The sequence below is a fragment of the Kitasatospora sp. NPDC029312 genome, from assembly GCF_055569215.1.
Genome location: NZ_JBVHXY010000049.1, coordinates 1 through 26,339 on the forward strand (window position 1 = coordinate 1; position 26,339 = coordinate 26,339).

Genomic DNA, 26,339 nt, shown 5'->3' on the forward strand with positions numbered 1-26,339 from the left:
CATGTTGACCGAGTCGACCGCGCAGCGCGACCAGTCCAGCTCACCGCGGCTGCCGAGTTCGTCCAGGAGGACCCGGTGGAGCTTGGCCCACACCCGGGCCTTGCTCCACTCGGTGAAGCGCCGGTGGGCCGTCGGCCCGGAGGGCCCGAAGCGCGGTGGCAGCTGGGCCCAGGTGCACCCCGATGTCGCGACGAACACGATCGCCGCCAGCACCTCGCGGTCCCCGCACCGCCGCCGACCGCCTCCCTGTGGACGCGTCGGCGCGTCCGGCACCACCAATTGGAACAGCTCCCACAACTCGTCCGGCACCAGCCGCTCCACGATCATCACCCGCGAAGCCTACCCAGCGATCCAAATGAGATGTCTTCTAAGCCGTTCATGGGTGGGGACACATCCGAGCTCGATGCCCGTCGCTGGTCGGACGGGCTGGCCGGGCTGCATGAGCGGTTTGCTCACAGGTTCGCGCGGAGTGAGTCACGGGAGTCGGCGCTGGCCTACATGCGGGGCCTGCTCGCGCCGTTGGAGCGCAAGAACGGCTGGACCGTGGCCGAGGAGGCCGGTCACGTAGGTCCGGACCGGATCCAGCGGCTGCTGAACCGGATCGACTGGGACGCTCACGGGGTGCTCGACGACGTACGCGGATACGTTGTCGAGCACCTGGCCGATCCGGGCGGCGTTCTGATCGTGGACGACACCGGGTTCCTGAAGAAGGGCGTACGGTCGGCCGGCGTCCAGCGGCAGTACTCCGGCACCGCCGGCCGGACCGAGAACTGCCAGGTCGGAGTGTTCCTCGCTTACGCGAGCGATCAGGGCCGGACCTTGATCGACCGGGCGCTGTACCTGCCGAAGTCCTGGACGGACGACCGCGAGCGCTGCCGGGCCGCGGGGATCGGTGACGAGGTCGAGTTCGCCACCAAGGTCCATCTCGCCAGGGCGATGGTCCGCCGCGCGATCGACGACCGGATCCCGTTCCGCTGGGTGACCGCGGATGCCGGCTACGGCTACAGCAAGGGTTGGCGCTACGAGTTGGAGCAGGTCGATGTCTTCCATGTCGTGGCCACCACCCGCCACGACACCGTGGTCACTCGCCGGGCCCTGGACCACCCGCTCCACGACCTGGTCGCGGGCCTGTCCCGGCAGAAGTGGAAGCGCCGCTCATGCGGCGAGGGTGCTCACGGCCTGCGGATCTACGACTGGGCTCGCATCGAGGTCCGGCCCTGGCACCGCCCCGACCGCCGCCATTGGGTGCTGGCCCGCCGCAGCATCACCGATCCCACGAAGATCGCCTACTACATCGCCTATGCGCCCGCCGATGCCACGCTGAACGAGCTGATCGCCGTCGCGGGCGCCCGCTGGGCGATCGAGGAGTGCTTCCAGACCGCGAAGGGCCAATGCGGCCTGGACGACTACCAGGTCCGGCGCTATCCGGGGTGGTACCGGCACATCACCCTTGCCATGGCCGCCCATGCCTACCTCACCGTCCTGCGGGCCCAGCAGCTCGAAAAGGGGACCGGGCAGCTCGAACGCCAGACCTGATACCGCTCACCGTCCCCGAGATCCGCAGGCTGATCAGCCACCTCACCCGGCAGGCCCGCCGAAGCCTTGACCACGTCCTGCACTGGTCCCGCTGGCGCCGCCGACGCCAACACCAGGCCCGGACCAGCCACTACAAGAGACGAGGCCACAGCCCTCCGGCTGAAGCCTCGTCACGGTAAACACCGTTGCAGTACTAGAACGCGCCGGCCTCTCCACGCTGACCGACGACGACCACCAGGCCGTCCGCGACCTCACCCACCACTTCGCTCCAGCCACGCTGCGACAGGTTATGAGCTGGCTGGAGCGCACCCGCACCGCCGCCCTCGCGCTGCGCGGCACCGAGCAGGCCTCGCCCGTCCGGCCGTTGTACGACGCAGCCAGTTCTGACCGACCGCGCACTCCCGAGGCCCGCTGCCCCTTCCGTTGCGCGCGGCCCAGCCGGTGACCTCCAGCTGGGGCACGCTGCTCCGTCGTCAGCGTCGGCTGTCCACTGCCAACCTCGGCCAGGGTGGCGCCATGACGACGACGAAGAAGACCCCAGCACCCTGCCAGGCCCACCCCGCCGGTAGCCGGGGCAACTGCCCGGTGGCGGAGCTGTGCATCGTCCAGATACGTCTCCTGGCGTTGCTGGAGCAGTACGCCGACGGTGACGCTTCCTCAGATGCGGCCGAGCTGCCAAGATCCGCTGGTGAAACACGTGACTTACCGTCTCCATCCGGCACAGATACGCCGCCAGTGGATCTTCTCGGCGCTCTTCCTGGCCCAGGGTGCCTGGCTTCTGTACCGCGGTTCGCTCTTCCCGATGGACGTCCGGACCGCCGTCGGCTTGGCCCTCGGCGTTCTCCTGATCGTCTTTGGATTCTTCTGGGCGAGGGGCGCCCTCAGCAGCGTGAGCTTCAACGAGCGTGAGATCTGGTGGACCGGGGTGCTGGGCTCCCGCAAGCGGTTCGCCTGGGCGGACATCACCAACGTTGAGGTCGGGAAGAACCGCGACCGTGCCGATTCCGGGGACGTCGTGCGGATCACCCACCGTGACCTCGGCGACTTCAAGCTGCCGGCGGTGATCGGCATGCCGCGCGCCTGGCGCGACCCGGGCTTCGAGGCTAAGGCGGTCCACATCATCGCCACCTGGCGTGATGCTGTGACGGCGACGTCCGAGCCAGCGGCGTAAGCGAGCAGGCGCGCCCCTCGTCCACCAATGGGCGGGGGCCGTCGCTCGGGAGCGCGTCGCGCGCCGCACCCAGTAGTGCCAGCCGGCCTCGATCTGGCTGGGCGGCCAGGCGAGCGCGTCCTTCTCCAGGGACTCCTTGTGGTCGGTCCAGTGCCGCACGGGACCGGCCGACTGGGCGACCGAGTCCGGCTCGGCCTCGGCCTGCTCGTCATCGGCTTGGGCGCTGTTCTGGCCGGGGCCTGCTCGCCGCCGTCCTGGTCCGCCCGTTCGGCCTGCTCGTCCGGTTTCCGACGGCTGCGCCGTCCCGGTTGCCGCCAGGCCTCGTGACGTCTCGCCGGGATGGCGAATGCGGAGCGATAGACGCATGACTGGACGTCCCCCTTGTTGGATACTACGGTGACCGTAATATGCTGGCGGGCATGACGACGAAACGCTCTATGCAGGAGCCCACCTTTCTCCTGCTGACAGCCCTCGCGGACCGGCCACGCCACGGCTACGCGCTCGGTGAAGAGGTCGCCGCGATCTCCGACGGCAGGGTCCGGCTCGGCGCCGGCTCCCTTTACGGCACTCTGGACCGGCTGCTGTCCGAAGGGCTGATCCGGGTCGAACGGGAGGAGACGGTCGACGGGCGCCCCCGCCGCGTCTTCGCCCTCACTCCCTCCGGCACCCAGGCGCTGATGTACGAGAGCGAGCGGATGCGCTCCGCTCTGCGCGAGGCCGATCGACGCCTGTCCTCCTTCCGCGCCCGGCTCGCGGGAGGCACGGCATGACCCTGGAGCGTCCCCCGTTGAACGCCCGGCTGCTGCGGTGGGCGCTCGCGCTCTACCCCGCCTCCTACGGAGCCGCTGCGCTGGCCGAGGTCACCCTCCACGCCGAACACCGCGTCTCCGCGACCGGTCGGATCGCCGGGTTGCGCGAAGTCGCCGACGTGGCCGGGTACGGTGCCCGGGTCCGGCTGGGCCTGGTTTCCCACCGGCCAACAGGCCGGGCCCTGGCCACCGCGGCTCCGCTTGCCGCAGTGCTCGCCGGCACCTACGCGGCCTGGCACCTCTGGCTCTTCGTCCGGATCGTCCGAGGCCAAGGGTTCGGCTGGTTCGGGCCCTTGGGCGCCCGGGGAACGGCCCTGGCGGCGCTGATGCTGGCCCCGGCCGTGCTGATGGCGGTGGCGGTGCTGGCTGGGCACCGGACAGCGGCCAGGGCCCTGGCACTGGTGACCGTCGTGGCCACGCCGCCGCTCGAAGCGTTCGTCCACCCGGTTCTGGATTACTACCAGGCTGTACTGCTCGCGTTCAATGCCTTCGTCCTGTTGGTCGCCCCACCGGACCGCACGTCGCACCCGAGCCGGGCCGTTCCGTGGGCGGTAGCCCTGTCGATCACAGCCGCACAGGTCACCGGGCCCCTGGCCGAGGGCTACGGCAGGGAGTGGGCTCTCTACACGAGTTTCCAGTTCGTCGCCCCGGTGGTCACCGGCGTGGCCGTCGCCTGCACCGCGCGCGCCGTCGGGCAGGCGGCCCTGACCACGGCGGTCCTGGCCGGGCCGCCGCTGTTCTGCCCCCTGCTGCTGGACATGGGACCGAAGCACCTCCTACACGTCGTCCTGCCGGTGGTGCTGTTCACCGTGGGATACGCGATCGGCACCACCGCGGTGCGGCTCGCGGCCCGGCTCGTCCGGAAGCCCGGCCTCCTGCACCGCTGATCGCTCTACCAGCGGGACGGCGGCGGTCGACCCCGACGAGTTGGGTCGCCGTCCCCTGGCACAGCGGTGAGCCGGAGCTGCCCGGTCCCGGTGATCGACGTCACCGTGCTGGGCCGCCGTCTCCGGGTTGGGTGCCGCGTCGCCGTGGGGTCCCATTGCGCGTTGCCGGTGTGGAGGTCGAAGCGGATGTCGTCGGTCGCGGTCTCCAACACGGTGACGTGCCGGCTCCTGCCGGGCGTGGGGGAGGGATAGGCGAGGGCCAATGGCTCTCCAGCGACCAACTGGAGTACGTCCGCTACCTCTGGGACGACCCCTACACCCAGCTCGCCGTCGTCTTCGTCGGTGGAGAAGACTGCTACCAGACCCTGCTGTCCGCGCTCGTTGATTGTGATCAGGTGGGGTGTGTCTGAGCTGGGGTGATCAGATAGGTGAGTGGTGCTTGTCTGTGGGGTTGTTCGGTTAGTGGTTGCTGTGTCGGTGTTCTGACCTGGCGTTGGTCAGTTGTGTTGGGTGTTGGTCAGTTGGAGTGCGAGCGGATAAGGCGGTCACGGGGCGCTGTGCGGCCGGTGGTGTGGCGGGGTCAGTCGGCGGTGGTGTCGTGAGCGCGGTCTCGTGTCTGGCGTAGCTCGGTGAGGAGACGCGTCTGTTCGTTGTCGGTGGCTGTGATGTCTGGCTGGTCGAGGATGTCGTAGATCTTGTCGAGGCCGATCAGCACGTCGAGGCTTGCCAACGTTTCTGCTTCGATCGCGGCGAAAGGCGCTGGACGAGGGCGGACGATCTTGGCGAGTAGGGGAAGTGGTTGCCATGTGCCGTTGTCGAGGCGTTCGCGGATCCATGGGCGGGCGGTGGCGGCGTCAAGGTGGCGCCAGGTCCAGATGAGGTCGATGTCGGGTTCGGTGAGGTTGTCGGCGGGTTGGGAGCCCGCTGCCGTCAGGTGGTGTTCGAGTTGTTCTGTTATGGCGGCACGGGCGTCCTGGACCCACGTTTCGGCTTCCTGCGCGTAGGGGAGCTCGTTGTCCGCGGGCGCAAGAGCGTCGTAAAGGACACGGCCGGCGAGCGAGGCGCCCTGCGGGGAGACTGCCATGCCGGTTAGGACTTGTGTGCGTGTGTCGTGGGGAAGTGTGCGGAAGAGGTCCTGTGCGAGGAATCTGGCGCTTGCGTCGGCACTGAGCAGGAATTCCGCCTGGGCCCTGAGCGCGCCGTAGCGTTCGGCGATGGCGAGTAGCAGTTCGGCAGCCGGCACCGTGGTGCTGGATTGGATGCGCTGGCCGAGGCGCCGCCGGATGCGGTGGGTGTCCTCTTCGAGTCTCAGCAGGAGTTCGGCGGCTTCCGGTCCGGGTGCGCCTGCGCGGAGCTGGGCCAGAGCTTCGATGAGTTCGGTCTCGGAAAGGTCGTCGTCGGGGACACTGAATACGACGTATCGGTCGAAGTAGTCGTTACTGCCGATGCCGCGTCGGTGTGCGTCCGCCGTCAGGTCCCCGCCCGAGCCGAGGGACCGGCTCAGGGCGGGGAACAGCATGGCCAGGAGGCCGAGTACGCCGTCGAGATGTTCCCCGGTGACCCCCGCTTTGGTCAGCCGGTCCCGCCAGACCTGGGTCCGGTCACCGGGTTGTCCGTTGCGCGCCGCCGCGAGCTCTAGGCTCGTGCCTGTCAGTTCGGCGCGGTGGCGGCCCAGCAGCCGGTAGACCCCGGGTTCGCTGGTGCGGACGAAGGTGGCCAGAAGGAAGTCGACGAGGTCCACGTCGCCGGCGAGCGATCCCAGGGACGCTGCGGCCTGACCGAAGTAGCGCTTGATCGCGCGGGGCGTGCGCAGTCGTTGCTCCAGGTGCTGGAAGTACGCCTCCGCGAACCTTCTCTGCTCTGGCTCGGTGAGCGGCAGCTGGTGGGCCTCGAGCAGAGCGGCCAGTGACCGGTCGACCAACGCTGAGGCTTCGCGTTCACGGAAGGCAGGCAAGTCGAGCCGCACCTGGATGATCTTCTCGAGGAACTCGCTGGCGCGCTGTCTCGAGCTTCCGACCAGATCGCTGCGCTGCAGGACGTCGAGGAGGGTCTGCTCGTCGAAGCTGATGAGGTAGTACACGTTCGGCAGGTTGCCGACCAGGCGCACCAGTTTGAAGACCACGAGCAGTTCTTGCGGGGTGAGCCGGTCGAGGTCGTCCATCACGACCAGGATGGGGTGATTCGCTTCGCGCAGCGCCTCAGCCGCGATCTGCTTCGCCTTCGAGGGGCTCGTGTCCCCGCTGATCCGCTCGGAGACGAAGCGGATTACTGCTGATGAGTCGACGCCGACGAGGTTGGTGAGCTTGCCCAGCGGGCTGATGGCCTTTCCGAAGCTGCCGATCTTCTCCCGGGTCTTCGACCACTTCTTACCGTCGGGCAGTGCTGCGCGGATCTCGCTGAATAGCGCCATCGTCAGCGAGTCCAGGTCGGAGTAGAGCCAGGGGTTGAGCTCTGCCACCGACCAGACCGGACCGTCGTCTGCTCCCTCGTCCAGCCCTCGCAGCACCATTCGCAGGACGGAGGACTTGCCGGAGCCCCACGGACCGATGAGCGCGAGGACACCGGACTCGCTCTGGCTCCTGACCTCTTCCAGGAGGCCGACAGCGTGACCCGCGTATCGCTGGTGCCCCAGTAGATCGGGAGAGTCGGGGCCGCCGTCGACCGGGTCGTCGTTGAAGAAGCTGTCTGCCATCCGCACATCCTGCCCTGTAGGAGGGCCTACCAGGGAGCGATTGTGTGTTTGGTCAGGGGCCCTCGATGCCGATGGTGGTGAGGAGTTGCTGCTGGTGGGGGTGGAGGGCGCTCCAGCAGGCGCGTTGCCTGATGGTGGGAGCAGGCATCGTGCAGCTGCTCCGCTACCAGGCCCAGGTCCTCACCAGCCACGTGCGCCTGGAAGAGGGTGACAGGGGCGAGCTACTGGAACCCGTGCGCGCGTCGTGGATCGACGACGACCTGGCGGCCGAGGAGTACTGGGAGGAGGACGCCCGCGTCCGCGTGGACGTTTCGGCTGGCACCCTCGGCGTCATCACCCGAGTCCGCCGCTACCCGACCCCGTTCCCGTACGTCGTCGCGTTCGACCGCGGCCCCGAGTGCGGCGTACGCGACCACCAGATCAGTCGTTGCGCCGACCAGTCGCTCACTCCCGCCGCGCCGCCCGCGCCGCCCGCGCCGGCCCCGGAGCCGTGGAGGCGCTGACCGCTCACCGGCCGCCACCACCTGATGGCGGCCGAGTTGAACCGCACAGCCGAGAAAAGGGGAGGCACCAGCATGCCGGTCATGTCCGCCGTCCGAGGGACGCGGCGGCGCCATGACGGTCGGACTTCACCCGGACAGACTAGCTCCGCCGCCTCGTCAGGCATCTGCCCCGGGGCGTTGCCGCTGCGGTCTCAGCGGCGCTGCTGGTGGGGACGCCTGGAGAGGTGGGCGCGGGTCTCAGCGCGGGGAACGGTGCGGCACAACTGCCCGGTCTGGGCCTGGCAGTGGGGGCAGGGGCGGGTCATCGCGTCGAGGTAGTCCTCTGTCTCCTCCCAGTCGAGGCGCCATAGGCGCGCGACGTGGGCGACGCCGGCGATCCGCCGGGTCGACGGGAGGCTGCGGCAGGCTCGGCCCGCGCGTGCTTCGCATAGCCAGCAGGACCGGTCGCAGACCGGGCACCCGTCCTCGTTCCGCAGCACGGCGCAGCACATGATCTCGTGCTCACCGGGCCCCAGGGCGGAGACGCGGAGTTCGGTGGGGCCGGACCCGCCGAACTCGTCCCACGACGGCGCGTCGTCGGGGCCGATGTAGCCGTCCCACGGCGCGCGGACGGCGTGCACGCGGACAGGGACGGCCGACCGATGGAGACGCGGGAGCGGTGGACCGCTTCGGGCGGCACCGCGTCGCACGGGATGTACGGTGCTGCGACCGCCGCACATGACACCGGGCTGCGCCCTGCACTGAGGGCAGCACACTGCGAGCGCGGGATCCTCGCCACTCGTTTCCACTAGCTCGTTCCTGTCTGAGGCCCTGTACCAGGCTCCCCGTCGGGTCAGGTAACCGACCGGAAGGCACACTCGCCGACACGCTACGTCGCCACCCAGATGCCTTGGACAAGAACACGGAGACGAGTTCCGGATCCGCGTCCGTCCAGCGGTGCTGTCGATCCCGGCTGTCCCCGTCGGCCCGCCCCGGCGGCCCAGCGGGCCGGATGGTAGGTGGTGGACTTCACCTCGCGGGCGTGCCCGCGTGGCGGGCGTGGCCCCGTACGGTCGATGAGGACCAGGACCACGACGACGAACGGGCGCAACCGGTGATGCATCCCGGCGAGGCAGACGCCCAGATGATGACCTGCACGGGGTGCGGGGCCGTGACCGAGCGCACTTCCTACCGCTCCGGGGCCTGCCCCGGCTGGCCCTGCCACGCGGCGCCGCGCCCGCAGGCCGCCGCCCGCCTCGCGGCGCTCCTGGAACCCGGCCCCGGCCCCGGCCCAGGCCCCGCCCTGCCCGCCGCCCGGCCGCCGGCCGATCCCACTGGGCCCGGCCCGGCCCGCACGCCCAGGCCCCGCCGCCTCGCCCGGCCTCGCCCTCGCCGCCACCCGGGCGCCCGTCTGCCCGTCCAGGCCCTCGCCGCCGTCCTCGGACCCGCGGCCGCGTCCGGTCGTTGAAACGAGCGAGCGCCTCCACCAGGGCGCGCGGCGGACCGCCTTCCTCCCACTGCTGCCCGGCTCCTACACCCCCCCGGCTCCGGCAGCCCAGGCACCGCCCCCTTCCGGGTCGGCCGGCACGAAAACGCGGGTCGGCCGACCCGCCCCAGGGCTTGCCCAAGGGCTTGCCCGCCCCTCACCGAGACCAGCAGGCACGGCCCCGGCCCTGCCCACGGCACCGCTGCTCCTTCGCGTGGCAGGGCCGGCTTTCGCGGGTCCCGTGTCGTGGCCGCATGGGCGTGGTGTGCGGGGGCAAGCTGTCGCCCATGACGACACGAGGTCCCCGTCGCAGCCGGAGGCTGTCGCGCGCCAAGGCCCTTGGCGTGCCGCTGTCCGCCCTGGAGGCGCAGCGCCCGCGCTCGGTTCCCGCCCCGCCTCCACCGGCCGGTCCGGCAGTCGCCCAGCTGTCGCCAGACCTGCCCGCGCCGGGCCTGTCCGCGCCGGCTCGCACCCGGGATGAGCCGTGCTGCCGCGTTCGTACGGACCGCACCGTCAGCCTCGGTGGGACGGTGTTCGTGATTCACCGCCATCAGCACGGCTGCCCACGATGGACGGTCCCCGCCTCGGACTGAGTTGGACCAAGCCAGTAGCCCCACGCGGTCCCGGGCGGGCCGAGCCGCTCACTACCTGCCCGTGAGGTGCGAATCACCATGGCCCGCAAGTCGGTCGCCAGGTCCGCGGCGGTGCTGACCGGGAGGTCTACCTTCCAGACTTGCCGTCGCCGTCGGGTGTCGGTCTTCGGCCGGCCGTGTGCCTTGCTCCGTTCTGGTGACGGGGTCGGTGCCAGGGTGTGGGGCGGCGGTGGCTGGGCAGCCGCCGGGACTGGCTGAACAGGCCGTCTTCCGGGAGGTTCGTGATGGTCATCAAGAAGCTGCACGACGCGGGTCTGAAGTCGGAACACGCCTATCTGGCGGGGATGGCGTCGATCGGATTGTCCTTCGTGTCGTGGATGGTGTCGGTGAAGGCCGAGCAGGCCGGGCTGGACCGGGCGGACCGGTGGGGCATCTTCGTCGGGGAGTGGGCGCCGACGTTCTTCTGCATGGGCCTGGCGCTGTCCCAGTACGAACGCGAGCCGAACCCGGTCTTCGCGAACGACCCGCGGCTGTCCACGACGTCCTGACCCTGAGCGGTGCCTGCCGAGGCGACGGCAGGCACCGCGGTGCCCCACCCATCTACACCGCCCTGGAACGCGCCGGCCTCCACGCGCTGTCCGACGACGACCACCAGGCCGTCCGCGACCTCACCCGCACCCTCGACCCCGCCACGGTGCGCCAGGTCGTGAGCTGGCTGGAGCGCACCCGCACCGCGGCCCTGGCGCTGCGCGGCGCCGAGCCCGCCAGGCCGGTGGTGCGTCGCCGGTCCTGACAGGCCACCAGGCGCCGCCCGTGCCGGGAAGCCGGCCGACCAGCGGAGCGTGCCGGCAGCCCGACGGCGCAGCACCGCTGATGCGCTGCCTTTTTTGGGTGGTCTTGTCAGGTGCCTTGGCGGGTGCCTTGTGAGGTGTCTACCGGGTGGTCTTTCAGGCACACGGCCCTCCGGTTGGGCGCGGCATCACCGCAGGTCAGGACCCCTTCCAGGTGGGCCGGAAATTCCGACAACCCCTTCTCTGCCCTTGGTCTTGGGTGGGAGGTCGGCCGGTCGGTCCGTTCGGGGTTCGCGCCTGCGGCGGGCCGGTGTTCTTCCGCGCGTCCGGCGAAGCCGTCCGGGCCAACTGTCGGACGACGTGGTTGTGTCAGTGGCTGGCGACAGGTTGTGTCAGTACTCGGCGACACGGGATTCGTCAGTGGGGGAGTTCGGTACAGGTCTCTCGGCGGTGCCGGTCAGGTCGAGGCTGTAGAGGACGTCGTTGGTCAGGGCGAGGATGAGGTTGCCTGGTTGGGTGACGAGTCCGGCGTTGATGAGGCCGTGGAGGGCGTGATCTTGGAGGGGGTTGGTGTGGTCGGTGTCTGAGGTGTGCCAGATGGTGAGGAGGGTTTCGGCTTCGGTCGGGGTGAGGGGGTCGCGTTGGTAGCGGGCGGGGTGCGGGGTGTCATCGTCGTGGGGTGCGATGAGCTGGGTCTGCTGGCTTGCGACGAGCAGGTCCAGGCGTGGTGAGGTGCTGAGGTAGCCGCAGGGTTTCACCGCGTAGGGCTACGGCACCGCCGATGGCGGGGTGCGCGAGGGCGTGGGCGGCCGCGTCGTCGACGCGCTTGACGGGCCAGCCGAGCGCGTGGGCGAGTTCCTCGGGGAGCATGGGCCGGTCGGCGAGGGTGAGGGCGTTGACCAGTCGCAGGCGGTACGGCCGAAGACGTGAAGGAAGGTCAGCCAGACCGCGAGCGAGTACGCGTACCGGCGCATCGTCCTAGCCGGTGCGCCGGCCATCGAGCCAGTGCGGAAGAACAGGTTCACTCGCGGATCCGCATAGCCCGTGGGAGCGATCAAGATCGGAGTGCCGTGCCGAGCCCCGTTCCGAGCGGCTCGCTCGTGGACGTCGCCGAACCACGCGAACTCCTCCTCGGCGGCAAACGGAACTGCCCCCACCATCTTGTAGAAGTCAACGGACCAGCGCCCCAGACCATCCATAATTCCGCCATGCTCAGAGAGTTATTTCTACAGCACGCAGATGCCCGGAGAACGGCCGACCACCTCGAAGCGGGAGAGTCCGTCCTGGCCGGCATAGCTCGCGAGGCCGACGAGGAACTCGACATCACCATCCGGGAGGAGGCCCTCGACCAGGTGCACACCCTCCACCACTTCGACGCCGACGACGGTGCCGGCCACCGCCAGCTGTTCTTCACCCCCCGCGCGCACACCGGCGAGATCGCCAACCGTGAACCGGACAAATGCGCCGCCCTCTGCTTCTGGTCGCTGGACGGGCTTCCGGAGCCCATCGTCGGCTACACCGCCGACGCGCTCGCGCAGATCACCGCCGGCCGCCCGCTGTCCGTCGTCGGATGGCCGGCATGAGCACCACGAGCCACCCGAGGCTCCCGGCCGCCGGGGCGCCCGCGGGGAGCGCGGAGACCCGGCTCGTGGTCGTCCGGGGAAACTCGGCGTCGGGCAAGTCGTCGGTGGCGGCTGGCATCCGGGACCGGTTCGGCCGGGGCCTGGCCGTGGTCGCCCAGGACAATCTCCGCCAGATCGTGCTGCGCGAGCAGGACCGGCCCGGCGGCGCGAACATCGGCCTGATCGACACCGTGGCCCGGTACGCATTGGGCGCCGGCTACCACGTCGTCATCGAAGGCATCCTGTACGCCGATCACTACGGCGAGATGCTCACACGCCTGGTGGACGATCACCACGGCATCACCCACTGCTACTACCTCGACATCCCGATCGACGAGACGCTGGCCCGCCACTCCTCGAAAACCGATCCCTGGTACGTGGCGGCGGCCGTCACCGAGCGTGAACTGCGCGACTGGTACCGCGAACACGACCTTCTACCGGGCGGCATCGAGACCGTCATCGGCAGCGACAGCACCCTCCGGGACACGGTCGACCGCATCATGCGCGACACCGCGCTCTCGGAGCTGCCCGCCCGCGACAACTAGGGCCTGTTGCGAAAGTGGATCTTGCTCGTTAATGATCACGTCCTGTGGGACGGTGGTGAGCTTCAGGTCGCCGGGGCAGTTGCTGGAGCAGTACGCCGACGGCCCGCTGAGCATGAACTACCGGTTCAGCCCGGACAAGACCACCCAGCGGGCGATCCGCCTGCTCGCGGCCCTCCTGAACGTGCCTCCCAGAGCCGTACGCCGCCACACCCGCGGCTCCCGCTGGCCCGCTGGCCGAAAAGCTGCGCCAGGCGGTGAACCGCCGGACGGAGGAGGAGTTCTGCCCCGTGCGCCTGGCTGAGCGGGCGGCGAAGCAGGCCCGAGCGGAAGCGGCGGATGCCCGGCGCCGAGCCGCCCGTGCGATTCACCGGGAGAAGTAGCCCATCCTCCGCCCGCTCAGCGGGCCGACGGGGTCGGGGGCCATACGCCGAACCCTGCTCGGCGTCGAACTTCTGGGACCGCTCCACCTCGGTGAACCCGAGTTTCACCGTCAAGCGCACCGAGCGGTCGTTGGAGGCCTGGGTGCACAGCCCGGCGGACCGCCGACGCCGCCCACCGCAGCCTGGCTGGCACCGCCGCCCAGCCCCTCTACACCGCCCTGGCCCGCGCCGGCCTCCACGCGCTGTCCGATGACGACCACCAGGCCGTCCGCGACCTCACCCGCCACCTCGATGCCGCCACGCTGCGCCAGGTCATGGGCTGGCTGGAGCGCACCCGCACGGCGGCCCTCGCGTTGCGCGGCGAGCAGGTCCGGCCTGCCCGGCCGGTCGCGCGCCGCCGGCTCTGACACGTCATGAGGCGCCGGCCACCACCAGGTGGTCGGCGCCTCGTGCTGCGCCTGCTGCGGAGCAGGCGCGACGTCAGAGAGAGGGTCCTGAGCGCTGCGTCGATCGACGCGGTCCGGTGGCTGGCTTTGTTCACGACTTCCGACAGCGATTGTCCAGCTCCTCGCGAGGCGGTCAGCCAGCCCGGGGCCGGATCGGCGCCGTCGTGGACGCGCACGAGTTTCGGAGGGGCTGTATCTGCGCCCACTTCTCACGCGATATTCGCGTCATGACGGTCATCTGTGACCACTCCTATGTCAACTCAGCCATCAACGACGCGCGGTTGGGGCGCCGCGGAGAGCGGAGTGCCGTCAGCCCCGCCACGGTTCCAACACGTCGCGTTGATCGGGTGCGACGACCAGCCGCGCTGGCCGCCTTCTGCCAGGCGACCGGTCGCCGGATCCGGCGCCACCCCGCCTACCCTCCGACCCCGTTCGGGTCACAGATGAAGGACGACACGGCATCGTTCCACCCGAAGGGGGTCAGGTCGGGAATGCGGTTACCTGCGGGGACGAGGAATTGATCTCCCGTAAGATTGATATCCCGGAAAAGGACCACATCGAACCGGCACACACTCACCGAGGACACTACGTCGTTCCAGTTCTGACTGTGAAGGAATCCCCTGCGAACCCTTGTCAGATCCGGCCAGTTGAAGCCGTGCTCCAACTCGAGACGGTCTCCCCCCTCGTTCGCATCCTCCCAGACCCTCGTGAAGGTCGGAAGCCCGAAGTCCGCTGCGGTCTCGGGGGTCATCGACTGCGCTTCAGAGAGCATCGCCGATCGGTCGGTGAAGGCCCCGAGGGCGACGGCTCCGCCCTCGGACAGGCGAGTCGTGTAGAGCGTCTGGTTCCTCATCATGGCATTGAGCCGCTCGAGGTCTTCGACCATTTCACCGTCGAGTACCACCGGGATCTGAGGTTCGATGGGCTGTCGGGAGCCACTCGCCGAAGGGCGTCCATCGCTGACGGCCCTGAGAATTTCAGGAGAGTTCCGGAAGGGCTGTATCTGCGCCCACGTCTCACGTGCTTTTTGCGCCATTATGGTCATATGTAATCACTCCCCAGTCTAGCCATCAATGACTAACTGGTTATTCGTCTATTTCATGCCAGGCGTCCAGCGTTAATCATCATGGGCCCCAGAACTCAATCTTGGCTCAGTGCGCGGGTGAGGCCGAATGACCTGCCCCTCAAGATGTGCCCTCCCCTGCGGGGCAGGAGATGTTGCCGCCTCGCTGCCCCCAGGCACCACCATACTCGCCATCGCTCAAATCCGCTGAATGGCTACGACGCTTTGTCAGCTGTAACAGCCAGTTATTTCTCAGTCCGGTGAACGAAGGTTTTCCGCCGCAAACAATCGACTACGGTAACGCTCAGCAGCGTTGCGGTTTTGACGGTATGCGGTTCGCCGTATGAGCACTTCGACCACCTGGGCAGGGAGCGTGGCTCCCCGCGCAACGCCGACTTCTCCGCCCTGAGGGCACACGTACGGACCGGGCGCGGCCGAACGCGCTCCTGGCCCGGTGACGGCCGCAAGCGCAGCGACCTGCTCCAGGGGCCCACTGGAGCACGCCCGGAGCTGGGCGGCGACGGGGCAGCGCATCAGCCCGGGTCAGGATTCGAACGGGGGGCTGTTTCAGACGCTCTCGGCGAGCCGGGCCGGTGTCGTGAGGAGAAAGAGCTGGCCAGCGGCGGCTGCGGGCTGGAAGTCGAAGACGCCTGTGAACGGGCCTTACCACAGGTCCAAAGCTCAGCCATGCCAGGCAACCTACCCGGCGGAGGCCGAACGGGAGGAGGAGGCCCGGGCGACCCCGGAGGAGCCGCTCACGGTCACGATCGACGAGTGGCAGGACGTTGCAGGCCTGTGCGGCAACGTACTTGGGCTCGTTGGTGTTGCCGGTTCCGACCGAGCGGGGGCACCACCGTAGGTCACCCCGCCGCTTCCGGCCGGTGCCCCGTGTTTTCCCAGGTCAGACCGCACGCGCGGCGGGCCGGAAAATCAGACGAACCGCTTCTGTCTGTCTCTCTACCCTGGTTGCTGGTGGTGGGTGGTGCCTGTGGATGACGGTCGGACGGCACCGCGGGTTGTCAACCTGAGCTCGCTGGTGAGAGTAGGAAACGGTTGTTCTGTCACGTAAGCCAAGTTCAGGCCGCGCCTGTCGGAGCATCGGCCTCCGGCCTTCGGCGCCGCGCCGTCCCGCTGTGTATGGCCGGAAGGCCGCGAGCGAGTGGGAGAAGAGGCTAGAAGTTGAACACGGACTCCGCTCCGAAGTCCGCAGACACTGCGTGATGCGTGTCCGCACCGGGTTCGGGGCAGACGCCCTGGTCGCTGGGGTCCCCGTGAAAGAACATCAGGCCGCAATGCCCGCACAGCGCCCACCCTGATGCGAAACGGTCGAAGGCGCCCCAGGATGTGGGAAAGAAGTAGGCGTGGTCTCCGGCTTCGTGATGGCCCAGAACGAGCAAGGAGCCCACGTCGGTCTGCTCCCGATGAGGCAGGCGTCCAGGGCAGACGCCATTCACCGCACCGTCGCCAATACTGAACATCCCATCGCATGTGGTACACCGGAAGAAGTCGCCCGTCCAGCCTCTGACCGTGAAATCACCCCGGTGTGTGGGATCCATCTCGGCCTGGAACTGCCATTGCGGCACCGCCACATGGGGACCTGGGAGGATCCCCCCAGGGGGAGTCGGGGCCGCGGCGGCACAAGCACCGTTGCTGCCCGGGCCATGGTCGGGCGACACCTGAGTGCTGCCGCTGAAGTACATCGCGCGACAGTTCTGGCATCCGGTCCAGCCGGGCTGACCTGGCATCCGACTAAACTCCCCTCAATTTTCCCGTCTCCCGCCCGGAACTGCCATCGTGGTCGGCGCAAAAGGCCGCCTCACCGGCTGGGAAACCGTGGCCGGCCGTGTGTCGGAAATGGGAAACGGGACAGCGGGTAGAAGCTGGGCTCGGCGTCCGGACGGCGCACCGCCTGCGGGGGATACTGCCGTACCCCTCTTATCAGCATCACATGCCGACCGCGAGCGGACCACTCGCAGCATCAGCCACAGCTCCACTACCGCCGATCCCGCCGCCTGTACAAACCGTCACAAGCCCGTGCGGGCGATGCCGCCCGACCAGCTGATGATCTATTTTCCGTTCAAATCTCGAGCAGGTACCAGTGGGAGTTCTCCTCAGGGCTGTTGTCGTGGGCCCACGGCCCTGGTCCGGGCAGGTGGGTCAGTTCGGCTAGAGCGATCCCATTCACCTCGTGACCCTGGGACTCGAAGAACCGCCGGAACACTCCGTGCGGGTCGTTGCCGAGGTCACGGAGTGTCGCGTCGTCGGGTTCGAGGCGCACCTCGTAGATCGATACGGCCGCCACCCGCACGCGTTCGACGCTGCCCCTCACCACGGTTTCGTCGGACATAGAAACTCCTCCTCACGTCCTCAGGTCCTCACGGAAGGAGCCGGGTCCATGTCGAGGCGTACTTCCCACTCAGGATGTGGACGAACTCCGGCCGGTACGGCTGGCCCTCCACCGGAGCCGGCGCCGTGAGCCGGTTGACCGTGTACCCCTGGGCCTCTAGGAACCTCCTGACGGCCCCGCTGGGATCCCTCTCCAGATGCCGCCGCACCAGGTCATCCTCGACATCGATCGTGACGCGGACGACTTCGAACTCGCTGTCCTCCACCTTCTTCATGGTTCCCCGTGGTTCCACTGCGTCTGACATCGTGCTACCACCTCGCTCCCCCCGGCATGCGGCCCCGTGTCCCAGTCTGCGCCGACCCCCCACACCCGCAACCGGCTGGAGTGCCCGCAGTGCGCGGATGACCGGGAGGTAGGCGAGCTGCGCACGCGTCCGGCGAAGCCGTCCGCGCCGAGCCGGCCCGAACCGGCCGCTCCCGGCGCCGTCCCGGCCGCACGGACGAGATCCTCACAACTTATTGAGCATGGACATTAGGCTCGACGGTTCTGCTGGCAGGTCCGCTCCGCCGCAGTGTTGGTAGGGGAGGGAGAGGGGGAGTTGAGCGAGGTTGGAAGCGATGCCGGCTCCGTGGACGGTGCCGCCGGTGGCTTGGGTGAGGCTGTCGAAGGTGACGCAGGTGTTGTTGAAGGCGGGGCTGGCGATGGCGCCGACGCCTCCGGCGAACGCGGGCGCGGCGCTGATGAGACCGCTTGCGGCGACCGTGCCTGTCAGCACGAAGCAGGTCACGGATGTACGAGGGTTCATGCTTCGTAAACGAGCGACTGGGCACAGGGCAACGTCACCAGCACCGGCTGGCGATGCCCCGATGGCCGGACGCCCGACTACGACCCGGGGCCGGCTGGGGGGCCACCGAAGCGGCGAGCACCCGCTTGGCCGAGTACGCCGAGCGGGCCCGCACCCGGGCCCGCAGCGGCGGCCTCGCGGTCCCACCGGGACCGATGCCGCCCGAACCCGAGCCGGCCGCTGCGGCCCCGACCGAGTCGGTCGACGTGCTGGAGACGGACTGGAGCTGTTCCACGGCCTGGCCGGCCCCCGGCCGCACGACGCCGAGCTGACCGACGCCGTCCTCGACGCTCTCTCGCCACTCATCACCGACCCCGGCTACACCGGCACCCTGACCGCGTTCGTCCGGGCAGGCGAGCGGGAACTGCGCGAACTGCACCGCGACTACGGGCATGGCACCGCCCACGACCGCGACCCGGACGGCTGGTCCGGCCCCCGCTACGTCCTGGTCCGCCAGCCCGAGGGCCTGGTCCTCGCCGAACTGCTCACCCGCCGGCCACTGGCCCTCGCCCAGACCTGGAACGGCTCCGTGCCCGACATCATCCTCGACGACATGGCCGAGGCGTGGCCCTTCCGCAGCTGAGCACCCGCACGGCCGCCACCACCTGGTGGCGGCCGCCGTTGAACCGAACAAGCCATGCAAGGGGAGGCACCATCACCATGCCGGAGCCCGTGAAGCCGGTCCCGGCTCCGCGCCACCACCGCAAAGGTGTTGACCTTGCTGTTCAGCGGCGACGGCGACGCGTTGGTCGAGGACGGCACCCTTGGGGACGCCGACCATGACTGCGACCAGAACTACAACGAGGACATCGAGGCTGTGGCGGTCCTTCTTGTCGGGCTATGGCCGCCTTCTTCTGAGGCTTTCGGTAGTCCGTGGCCTGTGACATCGGTCGCCACCAGGCTGAGGTTCAGAGCTGTCCGTGTCCGGTCAGCCGCTCCTGCAGATCCCGGGGAGTCTCTGGATGTTGGAGGAGACCCGGGAAACGCTTGGCCGCGCTCCGGATCACCGGCCCAAGCGGCATCCCGCTACGCTCAGCGCGCTTGATTTCCTGGACGATCTCTTCCGCATACTTCTCCACCAGCGACGGGTCAGCGTCGCTCGGCGCACTTTCGATGATCGCGTCACGCAGCCCATCAGTGATCGTCATTTTCTCTCCACCTCCTGTCCCAGGTCTTGTGATCGGGAGCGCCGCAACGTCGCTGCACCGACCAGACGTAGAGCTCAATCATGGCTCGTTGCTCGGCCCACGCATCCCGGGCCCTGTACCGGATGTCGTCGACACCTTTGTGGCGCTTCAGGATCTCCCGTACTTGGGCTTCCCAGCAAGCTTCTGCCCACGGCTTGTTTCCATGGTGCACGTTGAGGAAGCTGTGGCCGAACTCAGCGCTGTCTCCTCCTCCGCGGGTGAGGTCGTCAAGACTCGCCATGGTCGCCACCTCTTAGACGTGCCGCGACCCGGTCGGCAATTTGATCTGTGGATCGGTTCCGCCGACGTGCGTCGAGAGCGAAACCAACTAAAACGATGAGGCAGGTGGAGACGGCCAGACGTCTGGGCTGCAGCCGGTCGTGTACCGGGGCGGGATGGGGCTCAGGTAGCAGGTTGGTAAGGTCCCCGTGGTCCATTGCTCGCTGCGCAATGGCCTGCTTGAGATCGGCGTCGTCCCAGTCACGCCGACCACGACCCGCGCGTTCGCCGATGCTGTAACCGACGATCCCGCCGACAAGCGCGGGGACCAGCAGCCAACCAACCACCGCTACCGGCCAGCCACACCATGGATACGGTTGGTTACGCGGAGAGTGGTTTCCCGTCAGCGTGTCCCACGCGTCCGACCAGCCCACCAGGCCGCAGTACGTCCAGAACAACACGAACAAGAACGCCACGACCCACCGCCCTGCCGTGACCAGCAAATACAGCGTGTTGCCCAGTGCCTCGCGTCGTGGGGCCATCTGTATCACCGCCGCTACGGTCTCCACCTTCGACCGTAGGCTCCGAGGTGGATGATCGCGACCGGCCAATTAGGTGTTACGCACTGTGACCGATTCTTGGCTCGCACACGGATGACGCGCGCATGCCGTGTGTTCTCGACGAACCCGCTTGGACTTTGACCAGCGCGTCGACGCGGCCATCAGGGGGCTTGCCAGCTGGTCCGCGCGGCGCTGGGCAGGACTCCGAGCGCGGGACTACGCCGACGCCCGACCCGTCGGCCGGGGGCCTGCCCCGTTCGAAGATGGGCGGCACGGCTCGGGGCGCCGGCCGCTCGGTGAGGGCGGTCTCAGTTACACCGGCGGCGCCGTGCCGCAGTGAGACTGCTTCGCGCCGCGGCACGGACCGGTGCGCAGCGGGGGCGGCGGTGTCCGGGTGACTGCCGTTCATTGCGGTCCTGGGCGGCCGTCAGGCCGTCCCGCTGCGCCCTGGTGGCCGGCCCCGGCCCGGGGCCGGCAGGCGACGGTTCGACGTCCTGGTCGCACGGTCCCGCCCCTGGGCCCGCTCCGGCCCCTACCGTGCCGCCCACCTCGGCGTCCTCGCCGCCGTCCTCGCACCCTCGGGCCGTCACGGTCGTTGAACCGGGCGAGCGCCTCCACCAGGGCGCGCGGCGGAGTGCCTGCCACGCTGCCCGGCCCGTACACCCCCCCCACGGCTCCGGGCAGCCCAGGCACCGCTCCCTTCGGGTCGGCCGGCACGAAAACGCGGTCGGCCGACCCGCCACAGGGCTTGCCCAAGGGCTTGCCCACTCCTCACCGAGCTCAGCAGGCATGGGCCCCGGGCCCTGGTCACCGCACTGCTGATCCTTCGCGTGGCAGGGTCGGTTCTCGCGGGTCTCGTGTCCTGGCCGCATGGCCGTGGTGTGCGAGGGCAAGCTGTCGGCCATGACGACACGAGGTGCCCGTCGCAGCCGGAGGCTGTCGCGCGCCAAGGCGCTTGGTGTGCCGCTGGCCGCCCTGGAGGCGCAGCGCCCGCGCGCGGTTCCCGCCCCGCCCCCACCGGCCGGCCCGGCAGCCGGCCAGCCGTCTGCGGGCATCCCCGCGCCGGACCTGCCCGCGCCGGCTCGCCTGCGGGACGAGCCGTGCTGCCGGGTGCGTACGGGGCGCACCGTCAGCCCCGGCGGGACGGTGTTCATGATTCACCGCCATCAGCCCGGCTGCCCGCGATGGACGGTCCTCGCCTCGGACTGAGTCCGCCTGCACGTCGCCGCCTGCGCCCGCGAGGCCGCCCACCGGGCCCGCCAGAGCGCCGACGCCGCCCACCGCAGCCTGGCTGGCGCCGCAGCCCAGCCCCTCTACACCGCCCTGGAGCGCGCCGGCCTATACGTGCTGACCGACGACGACCACCAGGCCGTCCGCGACCTCACCCACCATCTCGATGCCACCGCGCTGCGCCAGGTCGTGAGCTGGCTGGAGCGCACCCGCGTTGCGGCCCTCGTACTGCGCGGCACCGATCAGGCCCGGCCTGCTCGGCCCGTCGTGCGGCGCAGACCGTTCTGACGGTCGGTTCGCTGGTGAAAGGTGTTGACCTTGTTGGTCCGCGGGCGTTGGATGGGCGCTCACGGGCCGGGGCCCCACACCCGGTCCGCCGCGCCAGGAAGGAACCGGTGCCCTGTGACCGATCCTCACGCCGAGCAGCCGAACACCCACCGCCATATCGCCTGCGAGGACTGCCACGCCGGACCGGACAACGGCGACATCCGCACCCTCTCGATCGGCCGAGACGGAGCCGCCACGGAGATCTGGCACACCGACCAGTGCCCCACCTACACGGTCGAGCGGATCCTGATGGAGGCCAGCGCCGCGAAGGTCAAGGAACAGGACGCGAGGGCCAAGGAAGCCTTCCCTGCCGCACACCGGCGGCTCCAGGACACCGCAGCCGGCGTCCCCGCCGACGGTGTCGCCGGCCCGTTCGTCGCGGCCCTGCTGGAGCTCGTCCAGGCCCAGGCCGACGACACCGGCCGCTTCGTCGCCCTGCCCACGTGGGCGGAGATCCTTCAGCGGCATTTCCCGCTGCGGAACTCGGCGTAGAACGCGAGGGCGGTCCGGCGGGCCGGGTGAAGGCGTCCACGGCCGGGCGACCCGACTGCTCCGTTCGTCCTACAACCTGTCAGAGGACGTTCTTACCGTCCTCGGCATGACGAACTACCTGTGCACCAGCACACCGACCGCGCCCATCGCCATGCCGCTCGCCACCGGCCAGGCCGTCCGCAGCAGAGCCACCACACGGCGGTGGACGGCATGAGCCTGACCTCCGGCCTCAGCTGCCCCCGCACACCGCTGCGCCGCTTCCTGGACCGGGAGATGTCGGCTGGCCCCAAGCCGCTGCGGGAGAACTTCCGAGCCCGATACGCCACCGAGCCTGTCCTGCTGCCGCCCGCCGGGGTGGGCACCGAGGCCGGCACTGTCGGGACCGCGATCGACCGACGCCTGCGTCTGGCGTTCACCGCCGCCGACCCGACCGACCTCGCCACCCGGCTCGGCATCGCTACCGCCTGGGGCATGGGCAGGGCCGGTGAGCGCATGTGCGCCGTCGGCGGGCAGCTCCTCCAGCGCCTGGCCGAGACCGTCCACGCCCTGGACCTGGACAACCGGGACCTGCCGGTGGACCGCGACTGAGAGGAGGAGCAGCACCTCGCGCTGCTCCTGCTCGCCGCAGCCTGGTACCAGGTCGCAGCCCGCAACCCCTACGGCTTCACCTTCACCCCGCTGTTCCTCGCCGCCGAGACGCCCCCGGAGACCTTCACTCTGGAACGCCTCCTGGGCCTGCCCCATCGCGACCTCGTCGACGACGTCACCGTCCAACTCCGCCACGCCGCCACCGACCCTCTCCAGAAGCGTGCCGGGCAGGGCGGCAGCGTGGCACCCGCGTCGATCACGGAGCGCGGCCGAAAAGGGACTGGGCGCGTACATGACCAATTAGGCTGTGTCTACCGCTGGACAGACCGACCAGGGCACCCCAGAGAAAAGGGAGCGTTCCCGTGTCTTCTCACGACCAGCCGGCCCCCGGCCTGGCGTCCGATCAGACCCAGCCAGGCGAGGCCCAGCAGGCCCCGGGCGAGGCAGTTGACCCCGCGGCGGGGCAGGACGTGGTGGAGGCCGGTTCAGCCCGGGCCGAGCCCGGCGTCATCGCCGGCCGGGCTCTGACTCCGGAAGAAGCCGAGCAGGTCGAAGCGGCTCGCGAAGCACTCGTCGACATCCTGGGCATGGGGGACCATGTCTGGATCAAGACGAAGTGGTGGGGCTTCGAGGTCCACCTCGACGCTGAAGCCGTCGGGCTGGTCAGTACGTCTCATGAAGCCATCGGTGCCATCGCAAGTGTGGCTCTGACGCCCGTGATCGGGGCTCTGGTATCGGCGTTCTGCCGGATCAAGGCCGCCTGGATCCGGGCGGTCGGCCTTCCCTATGGGTGCAAGCTCGTCTCTCCCTGGCTGGCTCCCGGGATGCTCATCCCGGTCTCGACAGGTCCCAAGGCCGACAGCCGGCCTTGGTGGACGGTCACCGATGGCAGCGGCGCGTGGGCTGAGGGCCAGCGGTTCGGCGGTGACATCTACACCAAGGCCGACCCGGCTTTGGTCGTGTTCCGGGACAAGCTCTTCTGCCTGCACCGAGGCAGCGGCGACAACGAGCTGTGGATCGCTGAATACGACCCTGACAAGACCAGGGGGTGGGACGGCACCACGCAGATCTCACCGGGCTATCTGCGTTCCGCGTCCGGCCCTGCCGTGGCGGTCTTCCAGGACAAAATCCACTGCGTCTACCGCGGTTACGGGGCCGACAAGAACCTGTACCACCTCACCTTCGTCCCCGGCAGCGGCCCCATAAGCAACCGCCGAATCGACTTGGGGGCGTCCAGCCAGACGACTCCGGCGGTAGCGGTGCACAACGGGGAGCTCCACCTGCTCTTCCGGGGAGCCGACGGCGAGTGGACCAACGAAAAGCTGTACCACATGACGTACAACGGCAGCAGCTGGCGCAATCAGCCGGCGACCGGGCTCTCCTCCAAGCGCGGACCCGGCGTGGCCTCCTTCAAGGGCACCCTGCACATGGTCTACGGCGGAACCGGCGGAGGTAAGAACCAACTGCACCACTGCCGCTGGGTGGATGGCCGTTGGACCAACACTCCGCTCGCCGGGATGTACAGCGCGGATAATCCGGCTCTGGCTGAATTCGGGGGGCAGCTGTACTGCGTCGCCCGCGGCTCAGGCGACGAGGACGTGTGGTGGACCCGCTACAACGGCACTGGCTGGACCCAGTACAGCCGGATTCCCGGCGCCAAAAGCGGACAAGGCCCCACCCTGGCCAAGTACAAGGACAAGAACGGGACCCGAGAACAACTCATGTGTGTCTACAAGGGCCAGGGGAATTAGCAGCCAGTCGCCGCTGACTGCATCAGGCCGGTCGAGCCGCGTGGCGGCCCGGCCGGTCGCCGCGTTGGCTCCTGATGCCAGCACCCCTGCTCCGGGCGACTGGTGACATCTGCGCAGCTCAGCGGGCTTGCCACCCGGGCCGGAAAATCCGACATCCCTTTCTGCGCGCCCTGTTCTCCTGTGGTGGGGGTGGTGCGCTGTCGGGTCGGGGTGCTGCGGCGCTCTGAGGGGCCCAGACGGGCGGCGGGGGCGTTGCCCGTCCGGGGACTGCTCGCCGCCCGTCCCGAGGCCGCTGTGGTGGCTGCGGAGCGTCCCTGGAGTACTACGCGCACCGCATGTCTACGGAGGGGGCCGGCGTGAAGGTGTCGCAGGTGGACGAGATCGTCCAACGGATCATTCAAGGCCTGGGCTGGCAGGGCGAAGCGGTCGTGCGGTACGGGCACCTGCTCTCACAGCGCCGGATCGCGCACACGCCGTCGGGCCGGTGGATCGGTGTCGATGCCCCGTACCGTCGCGCAACACTCGTGGCCGGCCGGATCGCCGAAGACGGCACCTACGCAGATCCGAGTCCCGACCGCGCCCCTGTCGGCCCGGTCGACGGCACCGACGCCGAGGCACTGACGGCCGCGGTTCGCGCACTGCTGCACGACTTGCCCTGACGGTGGAGTCACGGCGTCGTGACGTCACGACGCCCTTCGTCGGCCTGCCGCGCCATGGGGTCGCGTGACGGCGGGATGCCTTGGTCGTTGGGTTACAGGGGCGTTGGGTCTCCACCATTGGCGGTGAGGAGTGGACGATGCGGCGTTTCGTGGGTCTGGCACGACGGTCGGCTCGAAGGCTCGGTGGCGGGTCGGTGCTGGCGGTTACGGTGTTGGGTCTGAGCTTGGCGCCGACGTATGCCGCCGGTGGTCCCTCACGGCAGGGGCCCGGCCTCCGTGACGTCCAGGGACAAGCGACCCTCGGCGAGAACCCGAACGGGCCATGGAAGTGCAGCTTTCCGCCGGAGGGCGACGGCTACGTCGCCGCAGTGGGGCCCGCGACGTACGGCGGCGCGTTCATGTGTGGTGCCTACCTGCTGGTGACCGGTCCGGGAGGTAAATCCGTACGGGTCAAGGTCGTCGACCAGTGCTCGGGCTGCGGCGGGGGCGACTTGGACATGAGCCGGAAGGCTTTCGATGCGATCGCCTCACCCGGCCAGAACAAGGTTCCTGTCTCCTGGGCGATCACCGACGGCAAGCCTGTTGGGGGCCTGATCTACCGGGTCGAGCAGGGTTCGAATCAGTGGTGGTCCGCCTTCCTGGTGGACAATTCCAGGTATCCCATCAGCAAGGTCGAACGGCTCGCCCCCGATGGCTCCTGGGTTGCCGTGCAGCGCAGGGATGACAACCACTTCGTCATGACCGGGGTGCCCAGCCCAGTGCGACTGCGTCTGACTGACTCCAAGGGCGATGCCGTCATCGAAGACCTGCCCATCAGTGAAGCCGGCGGGGCCCACCAAGGAACCCAGCAGTTTCCGCCTCGCTGACCTCTGCAAACCCGACGACGCCACTGATGTCAGCGGTGAGTGGTGAGGAAGTCGCGTCCGCGTTCGTCGAGTGCGGCAGCACAGCGCAGGTCGTGGGCTGATTGGGGGCACGGCTGATCGACGCAGCCGGTAGCGGCGGCGCGTTCGGTGGCGCCGTCCCCGCCGCCGCGCTGCCGCTCGCGGCGGCCCGTGCTTCGGCCGGGCCGCAGTGCCGCCCGGCCCGCGTTGGGCCTGCCGTGCGCGGGCGCTGCGCCGCGGTCTGGGACAGGGCTGGGACGGCCGCCTTTGCGGCGTTCTACGACCAGCAGTCGTCTTGCTGGTGCGGGTCGGGGAACAGGTGGGTGCAGCGGCCTCCGTCGGTCAGCGTGGTCCACTCCTGGTGGAGCACGCCGGCCAGCGAGTCGTAGCCGCGCCGGCGGAACTCACGCTCGACGGCCGTGGGGTCCCATTGCGCGCTGCCGGTGTGGAAGTCGAAGCGCACGTCCTCGGTGGCCGTTTCCAGCACGGTGACGTGCCAGCTCCCGCCGGGTGTGGGGGACGGGTAGGCGAGGGCCAGCAGCGGGGCGCCGGCCTCACAGGCGGCGCGCAGGGCCGCGTGAACGGGCGCGCCCAGCTCCGCGACGGGGATGGATGGGTCAGGCAGGTAGCGGCTCACGTCATCGCTCCACGGGTCGTCGGGCCCTTTGCCGGTCCAACGATGCCGACGCCCGCGCCGTGGCGGGCCCTCTTTCCGACGCCCGGCGGCTGTACCGGTTCTGGCCGCGCT

At 69.4% G+C, this 26,339-nt stretch carries 30 protein-coding genes; 18 read left to right on the forward strand and 12 right to left on the reverse strand.

The annotated features are described in order from the left end of the window. A partial coding sequence (locus tag ACZ4WV_RS30010; RefSeq protein WP_465751826.1) for a transposase occupies positions 1 to 327 on the reverse strand: 327 nt, incomplete at its 3' end. A gap of 51 nt (positions 328 to 378) precedes the next feature. Between ACZ4WV_RS30010 and ACZ4WV_RS30015 the strand changes: the two genes are divergently transcribed. From ACZ4WV_RS30015 to ACZ4WV_RS30040, 6 genes are all read left to right on the forward strand, one after another. After that, positions 379 to 1,536: an IS701 family transposase gene (locus ACZ4WV_RS30015; protein WP_465751778.1), complete on the forward strand. Its 1,158-nt coding sequence runs from the start codon at positions 379 to 381 to the stop codon at positions 1,534 to 1,536. 289 nt (positions 1,537 to 1,825) lie between these two features. Further along, positions 1,826 to 1,981: a hypothetical protein gene (locus ACZ4WV_RS30020; RefSeq protein WP_465751779.1), complete on the forward strand. Its 156-nt coding sequence runs from the start codon at positions 1,826 to 1,828 to the stop codon at positions 1,979 to 1,981. A 243-nt stretch (positions 1,982 to 2,224) separates the two neighbouring features. Beyond that, the gene (locus tag ACZ4WV_RS30025) at positions 2,225 to 2,707 is read left to right on the forward strand and encodes a hypothetical protein (RefSeq protein ID WP_465751780.1); all 483 of its coding nucleotides are present in this window, start codon (positions 2,225 to 2,227) and stop codon (positions 2,705 to 2,707) included. A gap of 437 nt (positions 2,708 to 3,144) precedes the next feature. After that, a complete protein-coding gene (locus ACZ4WV_RS30030; protein ID WP_465751781.1) occupies positions 3,145 to 3,477 on the forward strand; it encodes a PadR family transcriptional regulator in 333 nt (110 codons plus the stop codon). After that, positions 3,474 to 4,403, forward strand: a complete 930-nt coding sequence (locus ACZ4WV_RS30035) for a hypothetical protein (RefSeq protein WP_465751782.1) — start codon at positions 3,474 to 3,476, stop codon at positions 4,401 to 4,403. The genes ACZ4WV_RS30030 and ACZ4WV_RS30035 overlap by 4 nt, the downstream gene beginning before the upstream one ends. Before the next feature lie 218 nt (positions 4,404 to 4,621). After that, positions 4,622 to 4,813 (forward strand): hypothetical protein, encoded by a 192-nt coding sequence (locus ACZ4WV_RS30040; RefSeq protein ID WP_465751783.1) that lies wholly within the window; start codon positions 4,622 to 4,624, stop codon positions 4,811 to 4,813. Between the two features lie 170 nt (positions 4,814 to 4,983). Here ACZ4WV_RS30040 and ACZ4WV_RS30045 read toward each other — a convergent pair whose 3' ends face one another. Continuing rightward, the gene (locus ACZ4WV_RS30045) at positions 4,984 to 7,095 is read right to left on the reverse strand and encodes a KAP family P-loop NTPase fold protein (protein ID WP_465751784.1); all 2,112 of its coding nucleotides are present in this window, start codon (positions 7,093 to 7,095) and stop codon (positions 4,984 to 4,986) included. A 149-nt stretch (positions 7,096 to 7,244) separates the two neighbouring features. On the opposite strand from ACZ4WV_RS30045, the gene ACZ4WV_RS30050 reads away from it, so the two are divergent. After that, a complete protein-coding gene (locus tag ACZ4WV_RS30050) occupies positions 7,245 to 7,598 on the forward strand; it encodes a hypothetical protein (RefSeq protein WP_465751785.1) in 354 nt (117 codons plus the stop codon). 191 nt (positions 7,599 to 7,789) lie between these two features. Here the strand turns inward: ACZ4WV_RS30050 and ACZ4WV_RS30055 are convergent, their stop codons facing one another. Then, positions 7,790 to 8,218 (reverse strand): zinc finger domain-containing protein, encoded by a 429-nt coding sequence (locus ACZ4WV_RS30055; RefSeq protein ID WP_465751786.1) that lies wholly within the window; start codon positions 8,216 to 8,218, stop codon positions 7,790 to 7,792. Between the two features lie 1,722 nt (positions 8,219 to 9,940). Here ACZ4WV_RS30055 and ACZ4WV_RS30060 point away from each other — a divergent pair. Continuing rightward, positions 9,941 to 10,204, forward strand: a complete 264-nt coding sequence (locus ACZ4WV_RS30060) for a hypothetical protein (RefSeq protein WP_465751787.1) — start codon at positions 9,941 to 9,943, stop codon at positions 10,202 to 10,204. 635 nt (positions 10,205 to 10,839) lie between these two features. Here ACZ4WV_RS30060 and ACZ4WV_RS30065 read toward each other — a convergent pair. Then, positions 10,840 to 11,205 carry a hypothetical protein gene (locus ACZ4WV_RS30065; protein ID WP_465751788.1) on the reverse strand — a complete coding sequence of 122 codons (366 nt, stop codon included), beginning with the start codon at positions 11,203 to 11,205 and terminating at the stop codon, positions 10,840 to 10,842. Between the two features lie 450 nt (positions 11,206 to 11,655). On the opposite strand from ACZ4WV_RS30065, the gene ACZ4WV_RS30070 reads away from it, so the two are divergent. Together ACZ4WV_RS30070 and ACZ4WV_RS30075 are read left to right on the forward strand one after the other, a co-directional pair. After that, positions 11,656 to 12,030: an NUDIX domain-containing protein gene (locus ACZ4WV_RS30070; protein ID WP_465751789.1), complete on the forward strand. Its 375-nt coding sequence runs from the start codon at positions 11,656 to 11,658 to the stop codon at positions 12,028 to 12,030. Next, positions 12,027 to 12,614, forward strand: coding sequence for an AAA family ATPase (locus ACZ4WV_RS30075; protein ID WP_465751790.1), 588 nt, complete (start codon positions 12,027 to 12,029; stop codon positions 12,612 to 12,614). Before ACZ4WV_RS30070 ends, ACZ4WV_RS30075 begins: the two co-directional genes overlap by 4 nt. 1,241 nt (positions 12,615 to 13,855) lie before the next feature. On the opposite strand, the gene ACZ4WV_RS30080 is transcribed toward ACZ4WV_RS30075, so the two are convergent. The 4 genes from ACZ4WV_RS30080 to ACZ4WV_RS30095 form a co-directional block, all read right to left on the reverse strand. Then, a complete protein-coding gene (locus ACZ4WV_RS30080) occupies positions 13,856 to 14,485 on the reverse strand; it encodes a hypothetical protein (RefSeq protein ID WP_465751791.1) in 630 nt (209 codons plus the stop codon). A gap of 2,095 nt (positions 14,486 to 16,580) precedes the next feature. Continuing rightward, a complete protein-coding gene (locus ACZ4WV_RS30085) occupies positions 16,581 to 16,850 on the reverse strand; it encodes a hypothetical protein (protein WP_465751792.1) in 270 nt (89 codons plus the stop codon). Positions 16,851 to 16,878: 28 nt separating this feature from the next. After that, positions 16,879 to 17,124, reverse strand: a complete 246-nt coding sequence (locus ACZ4WV_RS30090; protein WP_465751793.1) for a hypothetical protein — start codon at positions 17,122 to 17,124, stop codon at positions 16,879 to 16,881. A gap of 234 nt (positions 17,125 to 17,358) precedes the next feature. Beyond that, the gene (locus ACZ4WV_RS30095) at positions 17,359 to 17,637 is read right to left on the reverse strand and encodes a chaplin family protein (RefSeq protein WP_465751794.1); all 279 of its coding nucleotides are present in this window, start codon (positions 17,635 to 17,637) and stop codon (positions 17,359 to 17,361) included. A gap of 79 nt (positions 17,638 to 17,716) precedes the next feature. On the opposite strand from ACZ4WV_RS30095, the gene ACZ4WV_RS30100 reads away from it, so the two are divergent. After that, entirely contained in the window at positions 17,717 to 18,277 is a 561-nt protein-coding gene (locus tag ACZ4WV_RS30100) for a hypothetical protein (protein ID WP_465751795.1), read from the forward strand. Positions 18,278 to 18,602: 325 nt separating this feature from the next. Here the strand turns inward: ACZ4WV_RS30100 and ACZ4WV_RS30105 are convergent, their stop codons facing one another. From ACZ4WV_RS30105 to ACZ4WV_RS30115, 3 genes are read right to left on the reverse strand one after another with little or no spacing between them, the layout of a single operon-like run. Further along, positions 18,603 to 18,842 carry a hypothetical protein gene (locus tag ACZ4WV_RS30105; protein WP_465751796.1) on the reverse strand — a complete coding sequence of 80 codons (240 nt, stop codon included), beginning with the start codon at positions 18,840 to 18,842 and terminating at the stop codon, positions 18,603 to 18,605. Further along, positions 18,829 to 19,122, reverse strand: coding sequence for a hypothetical protein (locus ACZ4WV_RS30110; RefSeq protein WP_465751797.1), 294 nt, complete (start codon positions 19,120 to 19,122; stop codon positions 18,829 to 18,831). Before ACZ4WV_RS30110 ends, ACZ4WV_RS30105 begins: the two co-directional genes overlap by 14 nt. Further along, a complete protein-coding gene (locus ACZ4WV_RS30115; protein WP_465751798.1) occupies positions 19,109 to 19,669 on the reverse strand; it encodes a DUF6313 family protein in 561 nt (186 codons plus the stop codon). Before ACZ4WV_RS30115 ends, ACZ4WV_RS30110 begins: the two co-directional genes overlap by 14 nt. An 894-nt stretch (positions 19,670 to 20,563) precedes the next feature. Between ACZ4WV_RS30115 and ACZ4WV_RS30120 the strand changes: the two genes are divergently transcribed. From ACZ4WV_RS30120 to ACZ4WV_RS30150, 7 genes are all read left to right on the forward strand, one after another. Then, positions 20,564 to 20,869, forward strand: a complete 306-nt coding sequence (locus tag ACZ4WV_RS30120) for a hypothetical protein (protein ID WP_465751799.1) — start codon at positions 20,564 to 20,566, stop codon at positions 20,867 to 20,869. A 135-nt stretch (positions 20,870 to 21,004) separates the two neighbouring features. Then, a complete protein-coding gene (locus ACZ4WV_RS30125; protein WP_465751800.1) occupies positions 21,005 to 21,178 on the forward strand; it encodes a hypothetical protein in 174 nt (57 codons plus the stop codon). 114 nt (positions 21,179 to 21,292) lie between these two features. Beyond that, positions 21,293 to 21,709 (forward strand): hypothetical protein, encoded by a 417-nt coding sequence (locus tag ACZ4WV_RS30130; RefSeq protein WP_465751801.1) that lies wholly within the window; start codon positions 21,293 to 21,295, stop codon positions 21,707 to 21,709. 210 nt (positions 21,710 to 21,919) lie between these two features. Further along, positions 21,920 to 22,297, forward strand: a complete 378-nt coding sequence (locus ACZ4WV_RS30135) for a hypothetical protein (protein WP_465751802.1) — start codon at positions 21,920 to 21,922, stop codon at positions 22,295 to 22,297. Positions 22,298 to 22,659: 362 nt separating this feature from the next. Further along, positions 22,660 to 24,048, forward strand: coding sequence for a PLL family lectin (locus tag ACZ4WV_RS30140; protein ID WP_465751803.1), 1,389 nt, complete (start codon positions 22,660 to 22,662; stop codon positions 24,046 to 24,048). 371 nt (positions 24,049 to 24,419) lie between these two features. Beyond that, on the forward strand, positions 24,420 to 24,707 hold the full coding sequence (locus ACZ4WV_RS30145; protein WP_465751804.1) for a hypothetical protein: 288 nt from the start codon (positions 24,420 to 24,422) through the stop codon (positions 24,705 to 24,707). A 137-nt stretch (positions 24,708 to 24,844) separates the two neighbouring features. After that, on the forward strand, positions 24,845 to 25,573 hold the full coding sequence (locus tag ACZ4WV_RS30150) for an expansin EXLX1 family cellulose-binding protein (RefSeq protein WP_465751805.1): 729 nt from the start codon (positions 24,845 to 24,847) through the stop codon (positions 25,571 to 25,573). A 295-nt stretch (positions 25,574 to 25,868) separates the two neighbouring features. Here ACZ4WV_RS30150 and ACZ4WV_RS30155 read toward each other — a convergent pair whose 3' ends face one another. Then, positions 25,869 to 26,228, reverse strand: a complete 360-nt coding sequence (locus ACZ4WV_RS30155; RefSeq protein ID WP_465751806.1) for a hypothetical protein — start codon at positions 26,226 to 26,228, stop codon at positions 25,869 to 25,871. Positions 26,229 to 26,339: the final 111 nt, after the last annotated feature.